Origin of the sequence: Peribacillus sp. NPDC096540 (assembly GCF_050278525.1) — a bacterium.
Taxonomy (GTDB): domain Bacteria; phylum Bacillota; class Bacilli; order Bacillales; family DSM-1321; genus Peribacillus.
In genome coordinates this window covers 49,343-70,038 of record NZ_JBNNTG010000001.1, presented here as the reverse complement: position 1 = coordinate 70,038, position 20,696 = coordinate 49,343, and the positions used below count along the sequence as shown (strand labels likewise).

Sequence of the window (20,696 nt, the reverse complement as noted above, 5' to 3'; positions counted from 1 at the left end):
ACCCATCACTTATCGAAATCTAGGTTAAAGAGAGGTATTTTCCACTCTCCTTTACAGGCAAGAAACGGAGGAATTAGATGAAATCGTTTAAATTAATTTCGTTGCAAATTGTTACTGAGGATTTACACTTAATTGATATTGTTTTAACAGATGGTCTTATAATTAATAAAGAAAATGATGCTAGAACCTGGTTACTCGAAGCATTTGTAGAAGAAAGCCATTTCAGCCAGCTTGAATCCAAACTTCCCAATATAAACGGAGAGGTGTTTATCCAAGCCGTTATTACAAAAAAGGACAATGAGCCAGCTTTATTTAACACTGTCCTACGCACAATAAAAAAGGTGGGCAACCATTATAGCTTATTATTTGTTGGACACATCCAAAAAACGCGCAGCAAATATGCAGAACTTCTTCTTGAAGATTTGGTCCAAAAAGGTCTAGTCGGCGATGAATTAATAAATGAGTTCAAGCAAAAAATCCGCTCCAAGCCTAAACTAGCCACAAATAAATAAGGTACCCTTCCCTTTATTCCTATTTCCCCTCAAACCAAATACACGCATAAAAAAGACTGACCTAGACGAAAAAGGATAAATTATCCTCTTTTTAACTAAGTCAGTCTTTTTTAATCAATGCTAATTACTTGTTATCGTTATCGTTGGTATTATCATCGTTTTCAATCATTCCATCGTCATTTTTATCCAGATCATTTGCATCGTTATCATTCACATTGTTATCATTTACATTGTTATCATTCACATTGTTATCATCAACGCCATTTTTATTATCGTCAATTATGTTATTATCTTCTGGGGCAGGATTGTTATCATTATTATTTGTTCCACATCCAGCAAGGAACATCATAGATAATAAAGATCCTCCAATTAGTGCTAAAATTCTATTCTTCATCATTTTTGGCAACCTCCTTTCTTTCTTAATTCTTAGTTATTTTGCCCGAATGTAAAAATAACTTGCGTCCTATTTAAAAATAATAAATGATTAGCATAAAAAAATGCCGGACAAATTTATGTCCGGCAAAGCATTTGCTTCTTATATACACTTATAAAGGCTTTTAAAACCCATTTTGTAAAAAAACAGCAATATTAATCCAACTTTATCTTGAACAAGTATATTTTATTTGTCTCCAAAGGCAAACATAATCTCAGTTTCACATGCAACCTCGCCATCTACGGTTGCCACAGCTTTCCCTTTACCCAATGATCCCCTCATACGCACTATTTCAACTTCAAGGCGTAGTTGATCACCTGGTTTTACCTGCTTTTTAAATCGACAATTATCAATTCCAGCAAAAAACGCAAGCCGTCCTTTATATTCCTCTTGTTTCAAAACTGCTACAGCGCCAACTTGTGCTAATGCCTCTACAATTAAAACCCCAGGCATAACTGGATAATCAGGGAAATGCCCATTAAAGAATTCTTCATTAGCTGTAACATTTTTCAGTCCTACTGCTTTTTTTCCTTCATCTATCTCAATAATCCGATCAACTAATAAAAATGGGTAACGATGCGGAATAATTTCCTTTATTTGGGTAATATCTAACATATTTGCTCCTCCTATGACTTTAATTTTTTCATACATAACGAAAACCCGCCTCTACCTTAATGGCAGAGACGTAGTTGCCATTTTAAAACATTTCTATACCGACGGCAACTACCTCGAAAAGCATGGAACTATGCGTCTTTGTTTACAATATCAATAATATGGGTCCACGTTGATTTTTGAAAAACATCCATTGCGTGTCCTCCACCGATCACACTGTAACCTAAAAGCGCCCCAGATAATACAGCAAAGAAAATTAATCCCATAACAATGAGTAAACGAAGCCAAATTGGCAAAAGACGGACCCTGATTCTACGGTTTGGTTTCGTTTCAACTTCCATTACCTCTTCATTAAGTTGTTGTCTCATTACACTTTTTTGCTCCATATTAGATGTAAAAGCTCCTTTTTCTAAGAAAACTCGCCGACTGATTTTCTCTTCTCATACTATCAGCAGCCTTGTCGAAATGAAAAGCGCCAACAAATATCTTTTTTAAAGTATTAATTATAACCGATTCGGTATAAACCCGCAGCGAGGTATTCTTTATTCCTATTACTCAACGGATACCATTGATTAATCCGCTCATTTGATCAGCCATCGTTACCGCACGGGATTGGAACTGATAATGACGCTGAACATTGATTAAATCCGTCATTTCTTTAGAAAGATCGACATTTGAGGACTCTAGGATGCCTTGGCGAACAGCTATTTCACTACGTGAATCTCCTGTTAGCGCTGTCATAATATCATCTTCCATAATGCCCACGCCTCTCATGTTATCGGGAAGACCAAGTAAGTTACCACCTAATTGGTCAAGGAATTGTGGTTTTTTTACCGCTACAACGCCGGGCCCAAAACTCTTCTCGCCAAATTCCTCTGTATCAACCGTCAATAAGCCTTCTTCCGAAACTGTGATATCTGTAATACTACCCTCAATAAGGATCGACTCCCCATATTCATCAAGGACTCGATGCCCAGCAGAGGTAACAAGCATCATTTGTTCTGGATTTTTTGCATTAGGGGATAAATAAAAAGCACCATCCCGTGTTAATCTTGTATTGACCCCTTTGTCATCTTGAACGCTTACCGTAAAGAATAGATCTTCCTTTGTGAATGCCACATCAAGATTACGGTCTGTCGTCTTTAAAGCACCCTGTGCAAGCACCAATTGAGCTTGGCTTATCTTAGCACCTGTTCCTTGTCTTATCCCGGGTGTTGTCAACCTTCCAACTTCCTTGGACTTACTCGGCTGGTTATCAAAACTTTGTGTTAACAAGTCATTAAAACTCGTTTGGGTCTTTTTGAAAGCAGTCGTATCCACATTGGCAATATTATTGCTGATTTGATCAATTTTACTTTGAAGTTGGTTTAGCGTATTCGTCGCTGTTATCATGGATCGATTCATAGACATTCCCCTTAAATGTTCAAATTCCCAAAGACAGTTTTCTATAAATCGGTTACTTAAAGCTTGCCAACTTCATTAACCGCTTTATCCAGACTTTTATCATAGGCTTGAAGGACTTTCTGACTCGCTTCAAAAGAGCGGTATGACGACATCATTTCTGTCATCGTTCTCGATTGATCCACATTCGAGCCCTCAAGGAAACCTTGTTTGGTAGAAAAACTAACCTCTGCATCCGCATATGCACTAGGTAATTCCTCATCATTCACAACCTTATAGAGGCCTTCCCCATTTTTCATAAGCTGTGCTGATGGATTATCTGAAAAACCGATGCCAAGGCGTGCCTTTTGAACATTTCCTTCTAAAATAACACCGTTTTCTGTAACGGTAAACTGATCACTATCAAGCTGAATTCGTTCATTATTCTCATCCAGTACATAATAACCATTAGAGGTGGTTAAATACCCTTGCCCATCTAAAGTAAAACTGCCGTTACGTGTATAACGGAGTCCACCTTCGACATCCTGAACAGTAAAAAGCACCGCCCCTTGCCGACCGGTTCTTTCATTGATTGGAAGATTTTCGTCAGCCAAGGCAAGATCTGTATTAAGCTGGGTTTCCTCTAGAGTACCTTGTGTAAATATAGGATTGGTTTCTTGTACATAAACACCGGTACTAAGGCTCCCTACCTGAGACAACCTCGAAATGCTCAATTTGTTCTCTGTAGGAATCGTTTTACTATCGATGTTGCTGAGAAGCATTTCCGGAAAAGATCTTACACTCGTTTGGTCAGATTTAAACCCTGTTGTATTTGCATTAGACATATTGTTTGTCAGCATTTCTGTACGCCTTTGCTGTGTAAGCATTCCAGAAGCAGCTGTATAAAAACCTCTTAACATCTTCTTCACTCCTTATTCTACATTATTTATACCGTTCATTATCTTATATCTATCTTATCGGTCATAAACTTCAGTATCTTAAGAAAAAAAGAAAAGCATTAGGCAGAAGAATTTGTATGTATTATAGGCTAGGTCAGATTTAAAGGAATGGTGTTAAATTTTCAACTAAAAGAAGAGGGCCTATTGCTCATCAGTACTAGAACTGCACGCACTTTCACTATGCCTCATGTTTGTCTGAACCTTAGACCCCTATCTTATAATGCAGACTTTCACGTCCGCTTTTTAATTGAATTTGTGCCGTGGCAATTTGTCCATATTATCAAGCATGATTCCAGTTCCAATTGCAACACAATCCATTGGATTTTCTGCTACAAGTACTGGAACTTTAAGTTCTTCTGCAAGAAGGAGATCGATTCCATGAAGTAATGCGCCTCCGCCTGTTAATATGACCCCGCGGTCAATAATATCGGCAGAAAGTTCAGGTGGTGTCCGCTCAAGCACACTTTTTGCAGCTTGTACAATGATGGAAACCTGCTCGCGAAGCGCTTCTTCAATTTCTTCAGAGTTTACAGAAATGGTTCTAGGTAATCCTGATACCATATCACGCCCACGAATATCAATGACTTCTTTACGTGAACCAGGGAAGACTGTTGCAACCTGAATTTTAATATTTTCTGCTGTACGTTCACCGATTAGAAGCTTATACTTCCGTTTGATATAATGTAAAATTTCATTATCAAATTTATCACCGGCCATTTTAATAGAAGAAGACGTAACGATATCCCCCATCGAAAGAACCGCAATATCAGTTGTACCTCCACCAATATCTACGACCATGTTGCCACTTGGTTGAAAAATATCCATGCCAGCACCGATTGCAGCTACTTTTGGTTCTTCTTCAAGGAATATTTTCTTGCCACCGCTTTTTTCAGCAGCTTCTTTAATCGCCTTTTGTTCAACACTTGTTACGTTTGTTGGGCAGCAAATTAAAATTCTAGGCTTTGAAAGAAAGCCTTTCACATTTAATGTATTTATAAAATGCTTAAGCATCGATTCTGTTACATCAAAGTCCGCAATGACGCCATCTTTTAAAGGACGAATTGCGATGATGTTTCCTGGAGTCCGGCCTACCATTTTACGAGCCTCTTCCCCGACAGCAAGAACACGGTTTGTATTCTTATCAATCGCTACTACCGAAGGCTCATTTAACACAATTCCTTTACCTTTGACATGTATTAGAACATTGGCTGTTCCAAGATCTATCCCGATATCTCTAGCAAACATTTCTTAAATCCTCCTTGAATATCCTCACATATAACCTACTTCTGTCCTAATTGTTTATTTTACCATATCGTATTGACACAAGTAAGTATGAATTATAAATAAACACAAACATATACTACTTTCCCCCTGAATGACCGATATCCATAAATCACTATCCCTTTCTTTTCCCAATAAAAAAATCCCGGCATGGAGATTCATAATCAAGGTTTTAGAAAGATGACACATTTTCATGTCCCTTTATCTATTCCCTAATTTCTCGAATCACTTCCAAATACCGGAATCAATTTATATAATTATTTAACGATTTCTTCTTCTCTTTCCGATCGTTTATATTTTAATTTTGTCGCTTCTCCACCTCGAAGGTGACGAATGGATTTATGATAATCCAATATATCCTTCACTTCGTTTGCCAAATCAGGATTAATTTCTGGCAGCCTCTCCGTTAAGTCTTTATGCACTGTACTTTTAGAGACTCCGAACTCTTTTGCAATGACGCGGACTGTTTTTCTAGTTTCCACGATATACTTTCCTATCTTGATAGTTCTTTCTTTGATGTAATCGTGCACACCACTCGACCTCCCCAAATTGGATGTGAGAAGTGTGAAATGAGATTCGTATTTTTCGAATCGAATACCGCTGCCCTATAAACAATGAAAGATAGAATTATTCAACTATTAGATAATTTGTAATAAACGATTCCTCACCTCAAACACTCTCTTTGCATGGTTTATAACATCTTATTAGCTTGGTTAAGAATATATGCCTAATGGGACAGGTGGTTTAGATTTATTTCTCAGATTTATCTGTTTATTTTCCTTAAAAATAAATTATTTCCCGAGAAATTTGTCGGAAGAGCGAGGGTTTCAGCGTTTAAACCAATATTTCCTCGAACGAAAAAAAGGAAGCCGTTCAAAACGAACGGCTTCCTTTTACCAAATTTTCAGTTGTTGTCATTCGAAACGCTCAAGGTTTATGTTTTGATTTTATTAAAAATCTTAATCTTAATTAGATTGATTTAACGAATCTTTCAAGGAATCGCTTTCCTCAGTAGAATCTTCACCTGGAGTAGAGCCTTCCTTATCAGTACCACTTTCTAAATCCGTGCCCTTTTCAGATTCATCAACTGCTGGTGTTTCTTCTTTCTCAGTTGAATCATCAAGTGTGCTGCCTTCTGTTTCAGTTGCAGATTGAATGGCAGATGCTTGTTTATCAACAAAATCAGTTGGATTTAATGCAATGTTATCTTTTCTGATTTCGAAGTGGACATGCACGCCTGCTTCTTCATTGATTTGGCTTTTTCCAGCAGTAGCAATAGCTTGTCCTTGTTTCACTTTGTCACCAACCGCAACTTTGATATCTTTCACTGATTGATAACGAGTAACGACACCATCTTCATGCTCAACTTCAATTAAATTGCCAAGCAAGGCATCGTCTTGAACTTTCGCTACATTTCCACTTAACGATGCTTTTACATCGAAAGATTTACCATCTTCCATCGCAATGTCTACACCTTTGTTTTGCTCATATCTATTGTTGTAAAAAACCAACGCTTCTTCTTGTGCCTTTTCATCTGCATTCACATCATAGAACTGTTTTTTAATTACGGTTTTGTCGGCATCGGCTACAGGCATCTTGATTGTCTCAAGATTACTATTAACCTCGACTGAAGGCTGATCGTAGTTTTTTCCTGTTTCAGCTGAATCCTTTTTACCGTCATTAGCTGAATCATCAAAACTATTTTGTAATAAGAAGGCCGCGGCTAAGATTATGGCTGCACTTGCGATATAGATTGCTGATAATGCCCAACGTTGTTTAAGTATACGTCGGATTTTGGAAGTTGGTTTCTTTTCTTCCTCTCTCATATTAATCACCTCAGCAATCATTCTGAACATTTTGCTAAGATTATATACATTTTGGTAAAAAATTTTTTAGATTTATTTTGTGGAAAAGAAACCGATTTTATTCGTAGAATGGTAAAATGTTTTGTATCTTACTGTTAAAGGATGTTTAATTTATGAAAAAAGCCTTTAAACTCGTGTTAACGTTATTACCTTTTTTATATATGATTGCCATTTGGACTATGTCCAGCCTTCCTGATGATGTTATTCTTGATATCCCCTCATCAACAACGGACCGATTTATAAAAGAGGCACTTCATTTAGTCGAATTTGCAATTTTGTACATATTGTTTGTTTCTGCTCTTGCAGTAAACCAAAAACTGAAGCCCGGGCTAAGCTTGTTGGCTGCCCTTGTGGCAGGCTTATACGGTATTGTAGATGAATATCATCAATCTTTCATTCCCTATCGTTCCGCCACCTTAATAGATGTAATTAAAGATATCATCGGAGTATTGGCTGTCTATTTTCATGTTCACTACCACTATTTCAAACACGAACGTGGCTTTTTGACTATTATAGAAAAAATAGGCGAAAAAAAATGAGAGATGGGAATCCCCATCTCTCATTTTTTCGCCGTCATTGTATTCATCCACTTGCCAGAAGACTGTACTTTTACCCCTTTATAATAGTACTTTACAATATCTTCATAGTTTTTTCCTTCCCGGGCCATTCCATTAGCACCGTATTGACTCATTCCAACTCCGTGTCCATATCCTTTTGTCGTGATGACAATTTGGTTGCCTTGGCGCTCCCAGTTAAAATCAGATGACTTCAATCCGAGCTTTTCACGAATCTGCTTCCCTGTCAATTTCTTTCCGCCGATTTCAACTACGCCTACACGATTACCTGATGTTCTTTCAATGACAGTCCCTATTGTTGTCCCTGATGATAGATTTACCCCTAGCTTCTTTTCAAAATCCGCAGCGTCTACTACCATTTTATTATAAAACTTTGGTGATTCTTTATCCCATGGACTGGATACACTTTTTAAATAAGGAAACTCTGCTTCCCAATAGTCCTCAGAATTCTCTGTATACCCATTGCTGGTCGAAAAAAAAGTCGCTGTAATTGGTTTTCCATTATAGGTTAGAATTTGGCCTTGTGTTTCCTTAATAGCTTTGTTAATTTTCTTCATCTTCCATTTATAATCAGAGCCCCACTGCTCTTTTAGCTCATCGTTATTCATATAAACTTGATGCATTACCGTATCGCTCACATCCGCACCGTCTGGCAAGCCCATTCGATTATCGTTAATGAGCTGATCGACAATGTAGGTTCTGGCTGTCAATGCTTGGGCCTTCAATGCTTCTTCCTCAAAATCCGCAGGCATTTCCGCTGCAACCACTCCAGCCAAATACGACTCCATCGGCAGTTTTTGAATCTTTTTAGCAGTTGTACGGTAAACAGCAACTTCAACGGAACTCATTTCATTTGTACTCACTTCTTTACCCTCTTCCTTTGCTTTCTGTTCTAATTGTTCGTCTAACTTTCCACTTGTCTTATCATTTGAAAATGGAAGCACAAGCACTGCTGGAATCATAATAATCACAAATGCTACTGCTATAAATAGTACGATCATCGGTTTGATAGCTTTCAAATCCTGGGCCTCCCTACACTTGTTCTCTGCTGATATTCTCCCATCCAGCAGGTATCTCTACATAACATATGTATGTCGAAGGACAAGCTTTTATGAATAGAAAAACGACAGGTACTGGATTAGAAGTTTTAATACTAGAACAAAACAAAAAACCCATTCACACTTCAATGACTGAAGCGTGAATGGGTTTTTTTAGATATCTTATGCGTTTAAATCGGCAATTTTTTTTGTTTCTGCAGGTACTTCTTCGTTAATACGTTCCACATCAGCACCTAAAGATGCTAATTTACCATGGAAGTTTACGTATCCTCTGTCAAGATGCTTTAATTCTGTAACACGAGTAATGCCATCCGCAACTAATCCAGTCAGGATAAGCGCAGCAGCAGCACGTAAATCAGTGGCAGCCACTTCAGCACCTTGAATATTAGTTGGTCCATTCACAATAACAGAACGACCCTCAATTTTTATATTCGCATTCATGCGACGGAATTCTTCAACATGCATAAAACGGTTTTCGAACACTGTCTCCGTAATCATACTTGTTCCTTCAGCACGCAATAATAATGCCATCATTTGTGATTGCATATCAGTTGGGAAACCAGGATGTGGCATTGTTTTAATATCAATAGCCTTCAAGGTTTTTGGACCGATAACACGCAATCCGTCCTCTTCTTCAAGAATTGTAATGCCCATTTCTTCCATTTTCGCAATAAGGGAAGTAAGATGTTCAGGCACAGCTCCTTGAACAAGAACGTTACCACCAGTAAGAGCAGCCGCTGTCATAAACGTACCAGCCTCGATGCGGTCAGGTATAATCGCATGTTCAGTGCCATATAATTTATCGACACCTTCGATTCTCATTGTACCCGTACCAGCGCCTCTGACTTTAGCACCCATTTTATTAAGGAAATTCGCAAGATCTACAATTTCAGGCTCTTTGGCCACATTTTCAAGTACAGTCGTACCTTCAGCAAGTGTTGCTGCCATCATGATATTTTCAGTGGCACCTACACTTGGGAAGTCAAGGTACACTCTTGCACCCTTAAGTCTGCCTTTAACTTCGGCATCAATGAAACCGTTACCGACCTTCACTTTTGCTCCCATCGCTTCAAAGCCCTTTAAATGTTGATCGATAGGACGAGAACCGATGGCACAACCACCAGGGAGAGCAACGCGGGCCCGGCCATTCCTTGCTAATAATGAGCCCATCACTAAAACGGAAGCTCTCATTTTACGTACGTATTCAAATGGTGCTTCTTCTAATAACTCTCTTGATGCATCTACAGTTACTTGATTGTCATGAAAGGCAACATCTGCATTTAAGTTGCGCAATACTTCGTTGATTGTATATACATCGGAGAGCGTAGGAACATCTTTAATGATACTTTTCCCATCACTTGCTAATAATGTTGCAGCGATAACTGGCAAAACGGCGTTTTTAGCACCTTCTACTTTAACTGTCCCGCTAAGCCTATTTCCGCCGCGGACGATGATTTTTTCCAAAAGTATTCCCCTCCGCGTCCATTTTCTCTATATTAATATTCAAACGTTATGATTGGTGTGCCAACTACAAAGTTCGTTCGGTCACCCAATCCTTCTGTCCGTAGCCCAAACTGCAAATTTAATTTTTCTTTTGTCAAAGGTTGTTTAAACAATGTTGAATGTGCAGATATAGATGTAAAGTTTGTTTCATGCACACTCTCAATTTCCCTTGCTTGGAACATATCTAACAGATCTACAGTTTTAGAGTTTAAAACCGAATCCATATTATCATTGATAGACCCTTTAATACAAGAAAAAATTGAAGGAGTTCCTATAAATAGGTCATTCACCCTGTTCTGGAACGTTGTTGTAAAGAAGGCTGAATTAGCGTTTCTCCACTTTTGCCCCTTCACTTCGTAAACAACATAGGTAACTTTATCAAATTTTTCTTCCGTTGTCATTATTTTAATAGACTCGGTTAGACCTGAATCGACATTGTAAATTAACGCCTCTGCCTTCCAGCCGGAAGCATCATCTTTCCGGTACCATTGAAATTGAGGGTATTTTTGTTTTAAAACTGATACTTCTCTTTCAAACTCTTGTTTAGTTGCAATCTCTTTATTTATTTCTCTAGCATATACAGACCATTCTCCTATGTTTACATCCTTATCCTGTTGTAGCAGTTCCACCAACTTAACTATATCGGCTTTACTTTCTGCCACAATCGTTCTATTCCCAATTAAAATCACCATCAAACCAAGAAATACTATGTATGTTAACATTTTTTTGTTCCAATTATGCATGTTAAATCCCTCCCCTTTTATACATTCTTTCCACAAGGAGAGAGTTCATACTTCGTGTTTTCCGACAATTGGTGACACCTCACTACCTGATATTGCAAATAGCAGAGGAAGTATGGCGAATACAAGAGTAGAATCATATTTTGCTATAAGCAGAGTCTTACAGCTTATTAATCATCACTAAACATATATGGGAGTTGGTTCGCAAATCCCAGGTAGTCAAGGAAGAAATTACTTACAACTGAACCGATGGCAACCGTTAATAAAATATATAAAACCCTGGCCTTGATGACCGAATTAGATCTTAAAATTTTATCAAAGTGTAATGCCTGTAAAGCCCACCAGGTAACTGCAATGAAAAACAAGTGTGCAATTATTCCTGTTAAAGCCTGTTGTCCCATTGCTGAAAACATGTACATACCTCCTAAAAGACACCCGTCTTCTATTCTAACACAAAACCCCTTCGAATTTGGAATATAAAAGGAAGAATTGCAAAATATCTTTTTAAAACTGTAAATAGAGGCTTGATCCAATAGAACAAGCCTCTGATACAGGCATTATATCATTCACTCGAAATAAAATCTGTAAAATCCCCAAATTGATTATGGAGAAAATCCAAGGCTAGATTAGGAACTATTCCAAAAAGGAGAGTACCTACTAGGCAAATAATTATAACGGTGGACAGACCAGATCGAATTTTTAGTACCTTATCTGAATGAATAGGGCGGAAAAAGACTTGAACCAATAATCCAAAATAATACACATAGGACACAATTGTACCTGCAATCATGATCCCTGCAAGAACATAATGTCCAGGTTCAGTAATGAATGTTCCAAGAAATATATTTAGTTTGCCAATGAACCCTGTCGTTCCGGGAATTCCAGCTAACGAGAGGATAAAGACAGTAAATGCTATGGCAAGGTATGGAGATCTCCTTCCAAGCCCTGCCAGGATACTTATGTCCTCTGAGCCACTTTGACTGGAAAGCAGCTGAATGACCGCAAATACGCCAATATTCATTAGTACATATGCCAGTAAGTAAAACCAGACTGTATCCATCAAGAAGTAGCCACCGCCCAATGTCGCTACCGCTACAAGGAGGTAACCAGCATGGGCGATACTGGAATAGGCAAATAACCGTTTTAAGTTTTGTTGTCTTAATGCAATTACATTCCCAATAATGATCGTCAGACCTGCCACAAAAGCTATATAGATATTATTTTTTTCCAAAAAGTCGAGCGCTCCAAATGTATCACCGGAAGCGGTTAGAAACAGTGAAAGGAAGATACGCAGGATGATGACGAATCCTGCAGTTTTCGAGATGACACTTAAAAAGGCAACAACTGGAGTAGGTGCTCCCTCATAGACATCAGGCGCCCACATATGAAACGGAGCGGCAGCAATCTTAAAGGATAAACCCACAAAAACCATGAAGAAAGCGAGACCCATAATGTATTGCAGCTGACCATCCGTCATAGCGGCCATCGTCCGGCTCATCTCCCCTAGATTTACCGAACCGGTCACTCCATATAAATAGCTCATTCCGAACAAAGTGATTGCCGTTGAAATACCACCGTTTATTACATATTTCATAGACGCTTCATTAGACTTTCGATTATGTTTACGTATTCCTACCAATATATAAGAAGAAAGCGAAAGTAGTTCTAGTCCAACAAACAAGGTTATCATATCCCCGCTTGAGGTCATGATCATCGCCCCAAGCAATGCGGTCAGGAACAGATAATAAAATTCCCCGCGATGCTCCTGTAATCCCTCTTGGGGCTCGTAGCTTTCTGCAAGGAGGATGACAAGGCCCGCTCCGAATAATAAGACTAGCTTAAATGCTTTTGCAAATGAATCTAAACGAAATGTATCGGATAAGATGCTTACAGTCTCAAATGAAAATAAGCTAATCAGTGAAAAAAATGCCAGAATAATTCCGGTTAACGCGAGCCATGCAAGTTTCCTTCGATTAAAATGATTTGGCCAGAATAAATCCAATATCGAAAGAATCATGGCTGTTCCAAGGATGATGAATTCCGGCATCATCGCTCCCCATTTGTAAGAAAGCATTGTGTTCCAATCCATCCTTCATCGCCCCCCTAGCGCTAGAATCATGGCATCAATCGTTCCTTGAAGAGGCCCGCCTAACAGATTTGGGTACACCCCAACCGATATAATCAACCCGAGAAGTACCACTGTTGGCACAAACTCCAGCCCCATAAGGTCACGTTTCTCTTTCTCTACCAAGCTATTACTTTTACCAAACGTTATCATCAGGACCGCTCTCAGCATATAGACAGCCGTTAAAACAAGTCCCAGAGCTCCGATTGCCGCAAACAATGGCTGACTCTTGAATAAGCCAAGGAATACCATAAATTCACTGATGAAGCCAGACATCCCGGGCAAACCGAGGGAGGCCATCCCGCCGGCTAGCAAAAGTCCAGAAAATATTGGCATAGACTTTGTCAAGCCACCAAGTTTAGTAAGCATGGTCGTACCCGTCCGCTCATACAACACGCCAACCAAGAAAAACAACAAAGCAGCAATTAATCCATGAGAGATAACTTGAAAGATGGCTCCCTGGATACCCGATTCGTTCAAGGCACCCAGCCCCATCATAACTATTCCCATATGCGAGACCGAGGAATATGCTAAAACTAGCTTGAAATCCGTTTGCACTAACGCTAAAAATGCACCATATAACAAGCTTAGGACTCCAAATAGTACAACGATAAAAGCCAGGCTTTTATATTGTTCCGGGAAAATTCCCATTCCAAACCGGATGATTCCATATGCCCCAATTTTCAAAAGGACACCTGCATGAATCATAACAATGGATGGCGGTGCCTCGGCATGAACCCGCACCATCCAGCTGTGGAAGGGAAATACGGGCAGCTTAATCGCAAAAGCTATGATGAAGGCCAAACATAATCCATACTTCATCGAACCGGAAATTGGTGCAAAGAGTGAGACGCCGCCCATCGTCATCATCTGAGACAAAGCCGCAATATTCGTCGTTCCTGTCCGGGCAAACAAAATCAGAATAGCCACCAATAAAACCGCTGAACCAATGCCGTTATAAATTAGGAAACTATAAGACGCTTTCTCCTTCTCTAAAAATCCCCATCTCCCAATTAAAAAGAATGTCGGAATCAACGTCATTTCAAAAAAGATGAAAAAAAGAATTAAGTTTTCTGCTGTAAAGACACCGAGCATACCAATCTCTAAAATCAAAAATAAAAGGTAATACCCTTTCAACTCTTGTTTTATATAAATGGAAGCTATCGCCGCTAGCGACGACACGATTGTCGTCAGTAATATAAAGATGAGGCTTAACCCATCCAGACCCAATTCAAAATTAACGGTAAACAATTTAGGGTCATACATCGCCAAATTTCCAAATCGGACCCAATTCATCTTGGTATCAAAGGAAGAGAGTGCCACACCCGAATAATATTGACTAAATAGAAACAACGAGAGAATAAGGGGAGGCAGTGTTCCGAAAAAACCGAATTGCTTGATCGTTCTTTCCTCTTTTATCGGCATAATGGCAACCATTACAATGCCAAGTAGCGGAGAAAACACTAATAGTGAGAGCAAATAGACATTCATCTTAAATACCCCCCTGTTAACGCAAAGATGACCAATAATACCGCAAGTCCAAGAAAGGCGATCATGCCATACTGCTGCACCTGTCCTGTTTGCAGTTTAGACCCTATTTTACCTAGCCCCTCTATTGAACTTGTCACTGTTGAGATCAATCCCCCGACAATGAACTTTTCAATATAAGAAAGAAATAAACTAAAGCCTTTAATTGCATAGCCTAGAGTAAAAAAGTAAATCTCATCAATAAAATACTTATTATCTAAAACTTTATATAATTTGGAGTTCTCTTTGAAGAGCCAGCCCCGAGGTATCTTCTTTTTAGCGTATATCATATAAGCAAGTAATATGCCAGCCAGCGATACAAACACGGCCATAAACATGATCCAAATAGGTCCCTCATTATGACTAGCGCCAAGCAGCGTTTCATTTCCTTCGACTAGCCAATCACCAAGGAATGTTCCGAACCATGGTGTTTGAATATATCCACTGATTACAGCAAGCAACGCCAAAACAAACATAGGAAGTAACATGATTGAAGCTGATTCCTTAACCTGATTAACCGGACTTCGTGATTCTCCTGCAAATATCATGAAAAACAGGCGGAACATATAAAATGCTGTTAAAAAGGATGTAATCACCGCAAGTGTAAATAGGAGATAGTCCCCATGCTCCCAGGCCGACATGAGAATTTCATCTTTACTGAAAAACCCCGACAGCAAGGGAAACCCCGATATCGCCAAAGTTCCAGTTAAGAACAGCGGTCCTGTCCAATTCAACCTTTTCCATAACCCACCCATTTTTTCTATGTTCTGTGTATGTATAGCATGAATTACACTTCCTGCTGCTAAAAACAGCAATGCTTTAAAAAAAGCATGAGTCATTAAATGAAACACCCCGGCCACATATCCAGCCGTACCCAAAGCTAGCATCATAAAACCAAGTTGGGAGATTGTCGAATAGGCAAGCACACGCTTAACATCCTTTTGCACAAGAGCAATGCTTGCAGCAAAGATGGCTGTAAATCCACCCGTTACTGCTACGATCTGCATTGCTGTAACACTTGCCAGAAACAACGGAAACATAGTGGCTACCAAGTAAACTCCTGCTGCAACCATAGTTGCTGCATGAATCAGTGCAGATACAGGAGTCGGACCTTCCATTGCATCAGGAAGCCAGGTGTGAAGAGGAAACTGTCCCGATTTCCCAACCGCACCGATAAAAATCAGAACAGCAATCAATGTCAACCTTCCAACTGAAATCTCACCAGCTTGAACGGCTTGAAAGATCTCGCCATATTCAAAGCTACCAGTTTCCCAGAATAGTAGAATAACGCCGATTAAAAGCCCTACATCACCTATTCTTGTCATAATAAAGGCCTTCTTCGCAGCCTTCTTCGCTTCCTGTTTATAAAAGTAAAACCCAATCAATAGGAAGGAACCAACCCCGACCAGTTCCCAGAAAAAATAGAGTTGCAATAAATTGGGTGCCATGACAAGTCCAAGCATGGCAAAGGTGAAGAAACCAAGGTATGCATAGAAAATGGAGAATCGCTCTTCACCATTCATGTACCCCTTCGAGTAAATCTGGACAAGCAGGCTGACAAGTGAAACAATCACGAGCATCAAGGCATTAAGCTGATTGATTTCAAATCCTGCCGTAAGTTGAGTCCCACCGATGGAAAGCCAATCTATAGTTACTTTATAAGTAGGTTCCTTAAACCGTTCTATCAAGACAAGCAGCGATAAAATAAACGAAGCTAGCGTTAATAATATTCCTATATAGGCTACTTGTTCTCGCCATCTCCTGCCTGATAGAAGCAGAACCAGAAACGTGACGAGTGGGAAGATCGGTATGAGCCAAGCATTCTCCATCATCGTATCAAATCCCCTTCTTCATTTATATAAACCTTCAATGCTTCATCGTGTCCATTTCATCAACATTGACCGTCTTACGATTACGATAAAGGGCCATTAATATAGCCAGCCCAACAGCTGCCTCGGCTGCAGCAATTGTTATTGTAAATAATGAAAACACTTGACCAGTAATAGATGGCGTTACTCCAAATTTACTGAAAGCAACTAAATTGATATTCGCAGCGTTCAGCATCAGCTCAATGGATATCAAAACAATGACCGCGTTTCTTTTTATCAATGCACCATATAGACCAATACAAAATAAAACTAGTGCCAATACCAGATAAGCAGACAAGGGAACTTCTGTCATAATTGATCGCCCTCCTCATCCTTATCGTCTTTTTTTGCTAACACAATGGCACCGACTAAGGCAACAAGTAGGAGGACAGACATCACTTCAAACGGAATCACATATTTGGAAAACAGCTCAATACCAATTTGTTTAGTATTTTCCTCATGCAAGGTCGTTGGCTGAACAGGTATATGCAGATTGTAAATACCCAGATAAACCGCCACAGCAAATCCAGCAACCGCAAGCAGCAAAGAGAATTTCCCCCACCCCCTTTTTGCCGGTTCTTCGCGTTCTTGATGTTTAGTCAGCATAATTCCAAACAACATCATGATCGTAATTGCCCCAGAATAGATCAAGATTTGTACGACTGCCACAAATTCTGCCGAGAGCAGCATATAAATGCCTGCAATACTTAGAAATGTAAAGACAAGGGCAATTACCATGTGTACCACTTTTGTTAGCGTAATTAGCAGCACCCCGCCTAATATGGCGACGAGTGCCAAACCAAAAAATGCAATTAATTCACCGGACAAACTCATACCTTATTCACCTTCCGGATATTTTCATCATTTTCATCCAGCCACTCCAGATTTTTAAATAACTGTTCACGGCTGTATTCCGCCAGTTCAAATTGATTCGTCATCACTATCGCTTCAGTTGGACAAACCTCCGTACATAGATCACACAAAATACATATCTCAAAATTGATGTCATACGTATCGATGATTTTACCTTTTTTTGTTTGGTCCGGATGCTTTTTTCCTATTAATTGTATACAGTCTGTTGGACAAATCGTCACGCATTGATTGCATACAATGCACTTCTCAGGATAGAATTTTTGTATACCGCGGAATCGATCAGGGAGCGGCAGCGGCTCATTCGGGTAGTCATAGGTCACTTTTTTCCGGGTCAAGTTCTTCAACGTATAAGTTAAACCTTTTGCTAAGCCAAGCATATTAACCCCTCGCTTTCTGATTAGCTTAAGTTTTTTAAAAAAGTTTAAATAATTCTTTTAAAAGTGCAGTCAAAAATATATTAGCTAATGCAATCGGCAGCAGGACTTTCCAGCCGAACTCCATCAATTGGTCTGCCCTTATACGCGGAAAGGTTACACGAATCCAAACCAATACATAAAACACAGCACTAAACTTCAGGCCGAACCAGATAGCTGCCGGAATAAAATCCAGAAACGGTATAGAATTCCATCCCCCTAAAAATAATACAGTGGTTAACGTAGCCATTGCAAACATATACACATATTCCGACAACATAAAGAAGGCCCAGCGAAATCCAGAGTATTCAACATGATAACCCGAGACTAATTCAGATTCCGCTTCCGGAAGGTCAAAAGGAACCCTGTTCAACTCAGCTACCGATGCAATAAAAAAAACTATAAACGCAATTGGCTGAAGAAAAATAAACCAAATCTTCTCCTGTGCAGCGACGATATCATTTAAGTTTAAGCTCCCTGTCAACAGGACTATTCCCACTAACGACATCACGAGCGGAATTTCATACGATATCATTTGCGCTGCTGCCCGCATTCCGCCAATCAAAGAGTATTTATTGTTGGATGCCCAACCTGCCGTGACGATACCAATCGTCGTAATGCCGGAAACTGCCATATAATACAATAATCCGACACCTATATCAGCAAATTGAAAAGCATCGGTAAATGGCAATGTAGCAAGGACCATGAAAGCTGGAGCAAAGGCGATTACCGGTGCCAATATATATAGCGGCTTATCGGCTTTTTTGGGGATTGTATCCTCCTTGATTAAAAGCTTCAAAACATCTGCAACGGTCTGCAAAAGCCCCCATTTACCACCAATCTGATTTGGCCCCACCCGCAACTGCATGAACCCCATGATTTTTCTTTCAGAAAGAATACCATAGGTGACAAACCCTAAAACAACAAATAGGAGTAGCACAGCCAAGCCAAAAAAGATGCCAAAATTCAGTAGACTTGGAGTGGATTGAAGCAAATCCTGGATCATTTAACCATCGACCTCCCCTAATACAATATCGATGGCGCCTAATATCGTTATCAAGTTCGCCATATTTTCCCCTTCCAGTAACTTTGGAAGAATTTGAAGATTATAAAATGAGGGTCGGCGAAATTTTAACCGGTATGGCTCCTTTTTTCCCTCACTTGCGATATAGCAGCCGATTTCCCCTCTTGGTGATTCAATTCGGACAAAGGCCTCCCCTTTCGGCACCTTTATAATTTTCGGGACCTTAGCAAGAATCGGTCCTTCGGCTGGAAATTGCTCAACTGCCTGCTCAAGGATTTTCAATGATTCTTCAATTTCCTCCATCCTACAGTGATAGCGTGAAAAAGCATCGCCTTCTTCACGGGTAGGAATATTAAATTGAAACCGATTATAAATGGAATATGGTTCATTTTTTCTTAAATCCCATTTTACACCTGTACATCTTAAGTTTGCACCGCTCAATGAGTACTGAAGCGCTTCTTCCTTCGAATAGGTGCCCACTCCCTTAACTCGGTTCACGAAGATTTCATTCCCTGTTACCAGCTCATGGTAACCAGCCAGCTGCTCCCTCATATAAGGAACAAACTCTGCCACCTTCTCAATCCAGTCTTCAGGAGCATCCCATTTCACACCTCCGACCCGCATATAATTAAATGTAAGTCGTGCACCAGACAATTCAGTCAGTAAGTTAACGATCATTTCCCGTTCACGGAAAGCATATAAAAAGGGGCTCGTCGCTCCAATATCAAGCAAATACGTTCCCCACCAAACAAGGTGACTCGCAACTCTGCCTAACTCCATTGCGATTACCCGCAAATACTCAGCCCTGTCGGGGATTTCAACCCCCATCATTGTTTCTACAGCGTGACAAAGCACATAATTATTTGTCATTGCGGCTAGATAATCCAGTCGGTCTGTATAGGGGATAATCTGAGTATATTGTAGATCTTCCGCTAGTTTTTCCGTACCCCGATGTAGATACCCAATTACAGGTGTAGCCTCTTTTATTATTTCACCATCGATTTTGATGACAAGCCGAAAAACACCATGTGTACTCGGATGCTGTGGCCCGACATTGAGAAGCATTTCTTCCGTCCGTAACATTGGGTTACACCTCCACATCATAAGGTTGATAATCTTTTCGAAGAGGATACCCGACCCAATCCTCACCAAGTAAAATCCGCTTTAAATCAGGGTGTCCCTGAAAGAGGATACCGAGTAAATCGTAGGCCTCACATTCCGGCCAATTTGCCCCCGACCATAAAGGGACTAATGAAGGAACAACTGGAGAATTCCTATCCAGCTTCACTTTCAAAGCAGCCGAATGATTCGTATTAAATGAATATAAGTGAACATAGATTTCCATATGAGTTTCAAAATCTGTTCCATGCAGTTCCGATAAATAGTGAAAGCTTAACTGTTCATCATCTCGTAAAAATTCAGCTATTTGAAAATATGTATCTGGTTTGGCAACTAATGTGGGGACATCTTTTGAAAGGTTATTAATATAGTAATCTGTTAGCGCACCTTGTCCCAAATGCTTTTCAATAGCCAGAACAATTTGATCGAGTATTGATTGGTTTGGTGAAGGTTCATCTGGGGTGTGAACTTCTGTACTCTCCTTTATAGTAGCCCTGGTCTTTGCAGCCGCGGCTGCTTTCGCAGCAGCAATGGCCTTAGCCTTTGCTTTTTCAGGATCCTCTCCTTTACCCACTGATTCCTGTTTTTTGGCGAGAGCAACTGCTTTTGCCTTTGCTGCTGCGGCTGCTTTTTGTTTTGCTACATCCATATTCCCTTCCGGTTCTTCTGTACCACTTTCTTTTGACTGTCTTCGGGCGAGAGCGGCTGCTTTTGCCTTTGCTGCTGCCTCTTTCTTTTGTTTTGCTACATCCATATTCCCTTCCGGTTCTTCTGTACCACTTTCTTTTGACTGTCTTCGGGCGAGAGCGGCTGCTTTTGCCTTTGCTGC

At 39.8% G+C, this 20,696-nt stretch carries 23 protein-coding genes; 2 read left to right on the top strand and 21 right to left on the bottom strand.

Going from position 1 to position 20,696, the window contains the following annotated elements; genetic code table 11:
• The first annotated feature begins 77 nt into the window (after positions 1–77).
• On the top strand, positions 78–512 hold the full coding sequence (locus ACQKMR_RS00350; RefSeq protein ID WP_427695486.1) for a YwpF family protein: 435 nt from the start codon (positions 78–80) through the stop codon (positions 510–512).
• Positions 513–636: 124 nt separating this feature from the next.
• Here ACQKMR_RS00350 and ACQKMR_RS00345 read toward each other — a convergent pair whose 3' ends face one another.
• The 8 genes from ACQKMR_RS00345 to ACQKMR_RS00310 all read right to left on the bottom strand — a co-directional run bounded on the left by ACQKMR_RS00345 (position 637) and on the right by ACQKMR_RS00310 (position 7,003).
• Positions 637–909 carry a hypothetical protein gene (locus ACQKMR_RS00345; RefSeq protein ID WP_427695485.1) on the bottom strand — a complete coding sequence of 91 codons (273 nt, stop codon included), beginning with the start codon at positions 907–909 and terminating at the stop codon, positions 637–639.
• Positions 910–1,131: 222 nt separating this feature from the next.
• Complete coding sequence (gene fabZ, locus ACQKMR_RS00340; protein ID WP_427695771.1) at positions 1,132–1,560, bottom strand: 3-hydroxyacyl-ACP dehydratase FabZ; 429 nt, start codon at positions 1,558–1,560, stop codon at positions 1,132–1,134.
• A 128-nt stretch (positions 1,561–1,688) separates the two neighbouring features.
• The gene (locus ACQKMR_RS00335; RefSeq protein ID WP_427695484.1) at positions 1,689–1,943 is read right to left on the bottom strand and encodes a DNA-directed RNA polymerase subunit beta; all 255 of its coding nucleotides are present in this window, start codon (positions 1,941–1,943) and stop codon (positions 1,689–1,691) included.
• A gap of 169 nt (positions 1,944–2,112) precedes the next feature.
• Entirely contained in the window at positions 2,113–2,961 is an 849-nt protein-coding gene (locus tag ACQKMR_RS00330; RefSeq protein ID WP_427695483.1) for a flagellar hook-basal body protein, read from the bottom strand.
• 56 nt (positions 2,962–3,017) lie between these two features.
• Complete coding sequence (locus ACQKMR_RS00325) at positions 3,018–3,857, bottom strand: flagellar hook-basal body protein (RefSeq protein ID WP_427695482.1); 840 nt, start codon at positions 3,855–3,857, stop codon at positions 3,018–3,020.
• A 282-nt stretch (positions 3,858–4,139) separates the two neighbouring features.
• Positions 4,140–5,141: a rod shape-determining protein gene (locus tag ACQKMR_RS00320; RefSeq protein WP_053348506.1), complete on the bottom strand. Its 1,002-nt coding sequence runs from the start codon at positions 5,139–5,141 to the stop codon at positions 4,140–4,142.
• A 293-nt stretch (positions 5,142–5,434) separates the two neighbouring features.
• The gene (spoIIID, locus tag ACQKMR_RS00315) at positions 5,435–5,707 is read right to left on the bottom strand and encodes a sporulation transcriptional regulator SpoIIID (RefSeq protein ID WP_034315767.1); all 273 of its coding nucleotides are present in this window, start codon (positions 5,705–5,707) and stop codon (positions 5,435–5,437) included.
• Positions 5,708–6,142: 435 nt separating this feature from the next.
• Positions 6,143–7,003, bottom strand: a complete 861-nt coding sequence (locus ACQKMR_RS00310; protein WP_427695481.1) for a peptidoglycan DD-metalloendopeptidase family protein — start codon at positions 7,001–7,003, stop codon at positions 6,143–6,145.
• 152 nt (positions 7,004–7,155) lie between these two features.
• Here ACQKMR_RS00310 and ACQKMR_RS00305 point away from each other — a divergent pair, with 152 nt between their 5' ends.
• Entirely contained in the window at positions 7,156–7,581 is a 426-nt protein-coding gene (locus tag ACQKMR_RS00305) for a VanZ family protein (protein WP_427695480.1), read from the top strand.
• A 20-nt stretch (positions 7,582–7,601) separates the two neighbouring features.
• Here ACQKMR_RS00305 and spoIID read toward each other — a convergent pair whose 3' ends face one another.
• The 13 genes from spoIID to ACQKMR_RS00240 form a co-directional block, all read right to left on the bottom strand.
• Positions 7,602–8,636: a stage II sporulation protein D gene (gene spoIID, locus ACQKMR_RS00300; RefSeq protein WP_427695479.1), complete on the bottom strand. Its 1,035-nt coding sequence runs from the start codon at positions 8,634–8,636 to the stop codon at positions 7,602–7,604.
• Between the two features lie 201 nt (positions 8,637–8,837).
• On the bottom strand, positions 8,838–10,139 hold the full coding sequence (murA, locus tag ACQKMR_RS00295) for a UDP-N-acetylglucosamine 1-carboxyvinyltransferase (protein ID WP_427695478.1): 1,302 nt from the start codon (positions 10,137–10,139) through the stop codon (positions 8,838–8,840).
• A 32-nt stretch (positions 10,140–10,171) separates the two neighbouring features.
• Positions 10,172–10,921 carry a YwmB family TATA-box binding protein gene (locus tag ACQKMR_RS00290; RefSeq protein WP_427695477.1) on the bottom strand — a complete coding sequence of 250 codons (750 nt, stop codon included), beginning with the start codon at positions 10,919–10,921 and terminating at the stop codon, positions 10,172–10,174.
• Positions 10,922–11,088: 167 nt separating this feature from the next.
• On the bottom strand, positions 11,089–11,331 hold the full coding sequence (locus tag ACQKMR_RS00285) for a DUF1146 family protein (protein WP_061465671.1): 243 nt from the start codon (positions 11,329–11,331) through the stop codon (positions 11,089–11,091).
• A 149-nt stretch (positions 11,332–11,480) separates the two neighbouring features.
• Entirely contained in the window at positions 11,481–13,007 is a 1,527-nt protein-coding gene (nuoN, locus tag ACQKMR_RS00280) for an NADH-quinone oxidoreductase subunit NuoN (protein WP_427695476.1), read from the bottom strand.
• A 3-nt stretch (positions 13,008–13,010) separates the two neighbouring features.
• Positions 13,011–14,534 (bottom strand): NADH-quinone oxidoreductase subunit M, encoded by a 1,524-nt coding sequence (locus ACQKMR_RS00275; RefSeq protein ID WP_427695475.1) that lies wholly within the window; start codon positions 14,532–14,534, stop codon positions 13,011–13,013.
• A complete protein-coding gene (gene nuoL, locus ACQKMR_RS00270) occupies positions 14,531–16,402 on the bottom strand; it encodes an NADH-quinone oxidoreductase subunit L (protein ID WP_427695474.1) in 1,872 nt (623 codons plus the stop codon). Before nuoL ends, ACQKMR_RS00275 begins: the two co-directional genes overlap by 4 nt.
• 34 nt (positions 16,403–16,436) lie before the next feature.
• Positions 16,437–16,751, bottom strand: a complete 315-nt coding sequence (gene nuoK, locus ACQKMR_RS00265) for an NADH-quinone oxidoreductase subunit NuoK (RefSeq protein ID WP_427695473.1) — start codon at positions 16,749–16,751, stop codon at positions 16,437–16,439.
• A complete protein-coding gene (locus tag ACQKMR_RS00260; RefSeq protein ID WP_427695472.1) occupies positions 16,748–17,272 on the bottom strand; it encodes an NADH-quinone oxidoreductase subunit J in 525 nt (174 codons plus the stop codon). The genes nuoK and ACQKMR_RS00260 overlap by 4 nt, the downstream gene beginning before the upstream one ends.
• Complete coding sequence (gene nuoI / locus ACQKMR_RS00255; RefSeq protein WP_427695471.1) at positions 17,269–17,688, bottom strand: NADH-quinone oxidoreductase subunit NuoI; 420 nt, start codon at positions 17,686–17,688, stop codon at positions 17,269–17,271. The genes ACQKMR_RS00260 and nuoI overlap by 4 nt, the downstream gene beginning before the upstream one ends.
• A 34-nt stretch (positions 17,689–17,722) precedes the next feature.
• Entirely contained in the window at positions 17,723–18,730 is a 1,008-nt protein-coding gene (nuoH, locus tag ACQKMR_RS00250; RefSeq protein WP_427695470.1) for an NADH-quinone oxidoreductase subunit NuoH, read from the bottom strand.
• Positions 18,731–19,831: an NADH-quinone oxidoreductase subunit D gene (locus ACQKMR_RS00245; protein WP_427695469.1), complete on the bottom strand. Its 1,101-nt coding sequence runs from the start codon at positions 19,829–19,831 to the stop codon at positions 18,731–18,733.
• Between the two features lie 4 nt (positions 19,832–19,835).
• The coding region (locus ACQKMR_RS00240; RefSeq protein ID WP_427695468.1) for an NADH-quinone oxidoreductase subunit C at positions 19,836–20,696 on the bottom strand (861 nt) is incomplete at its 5' end.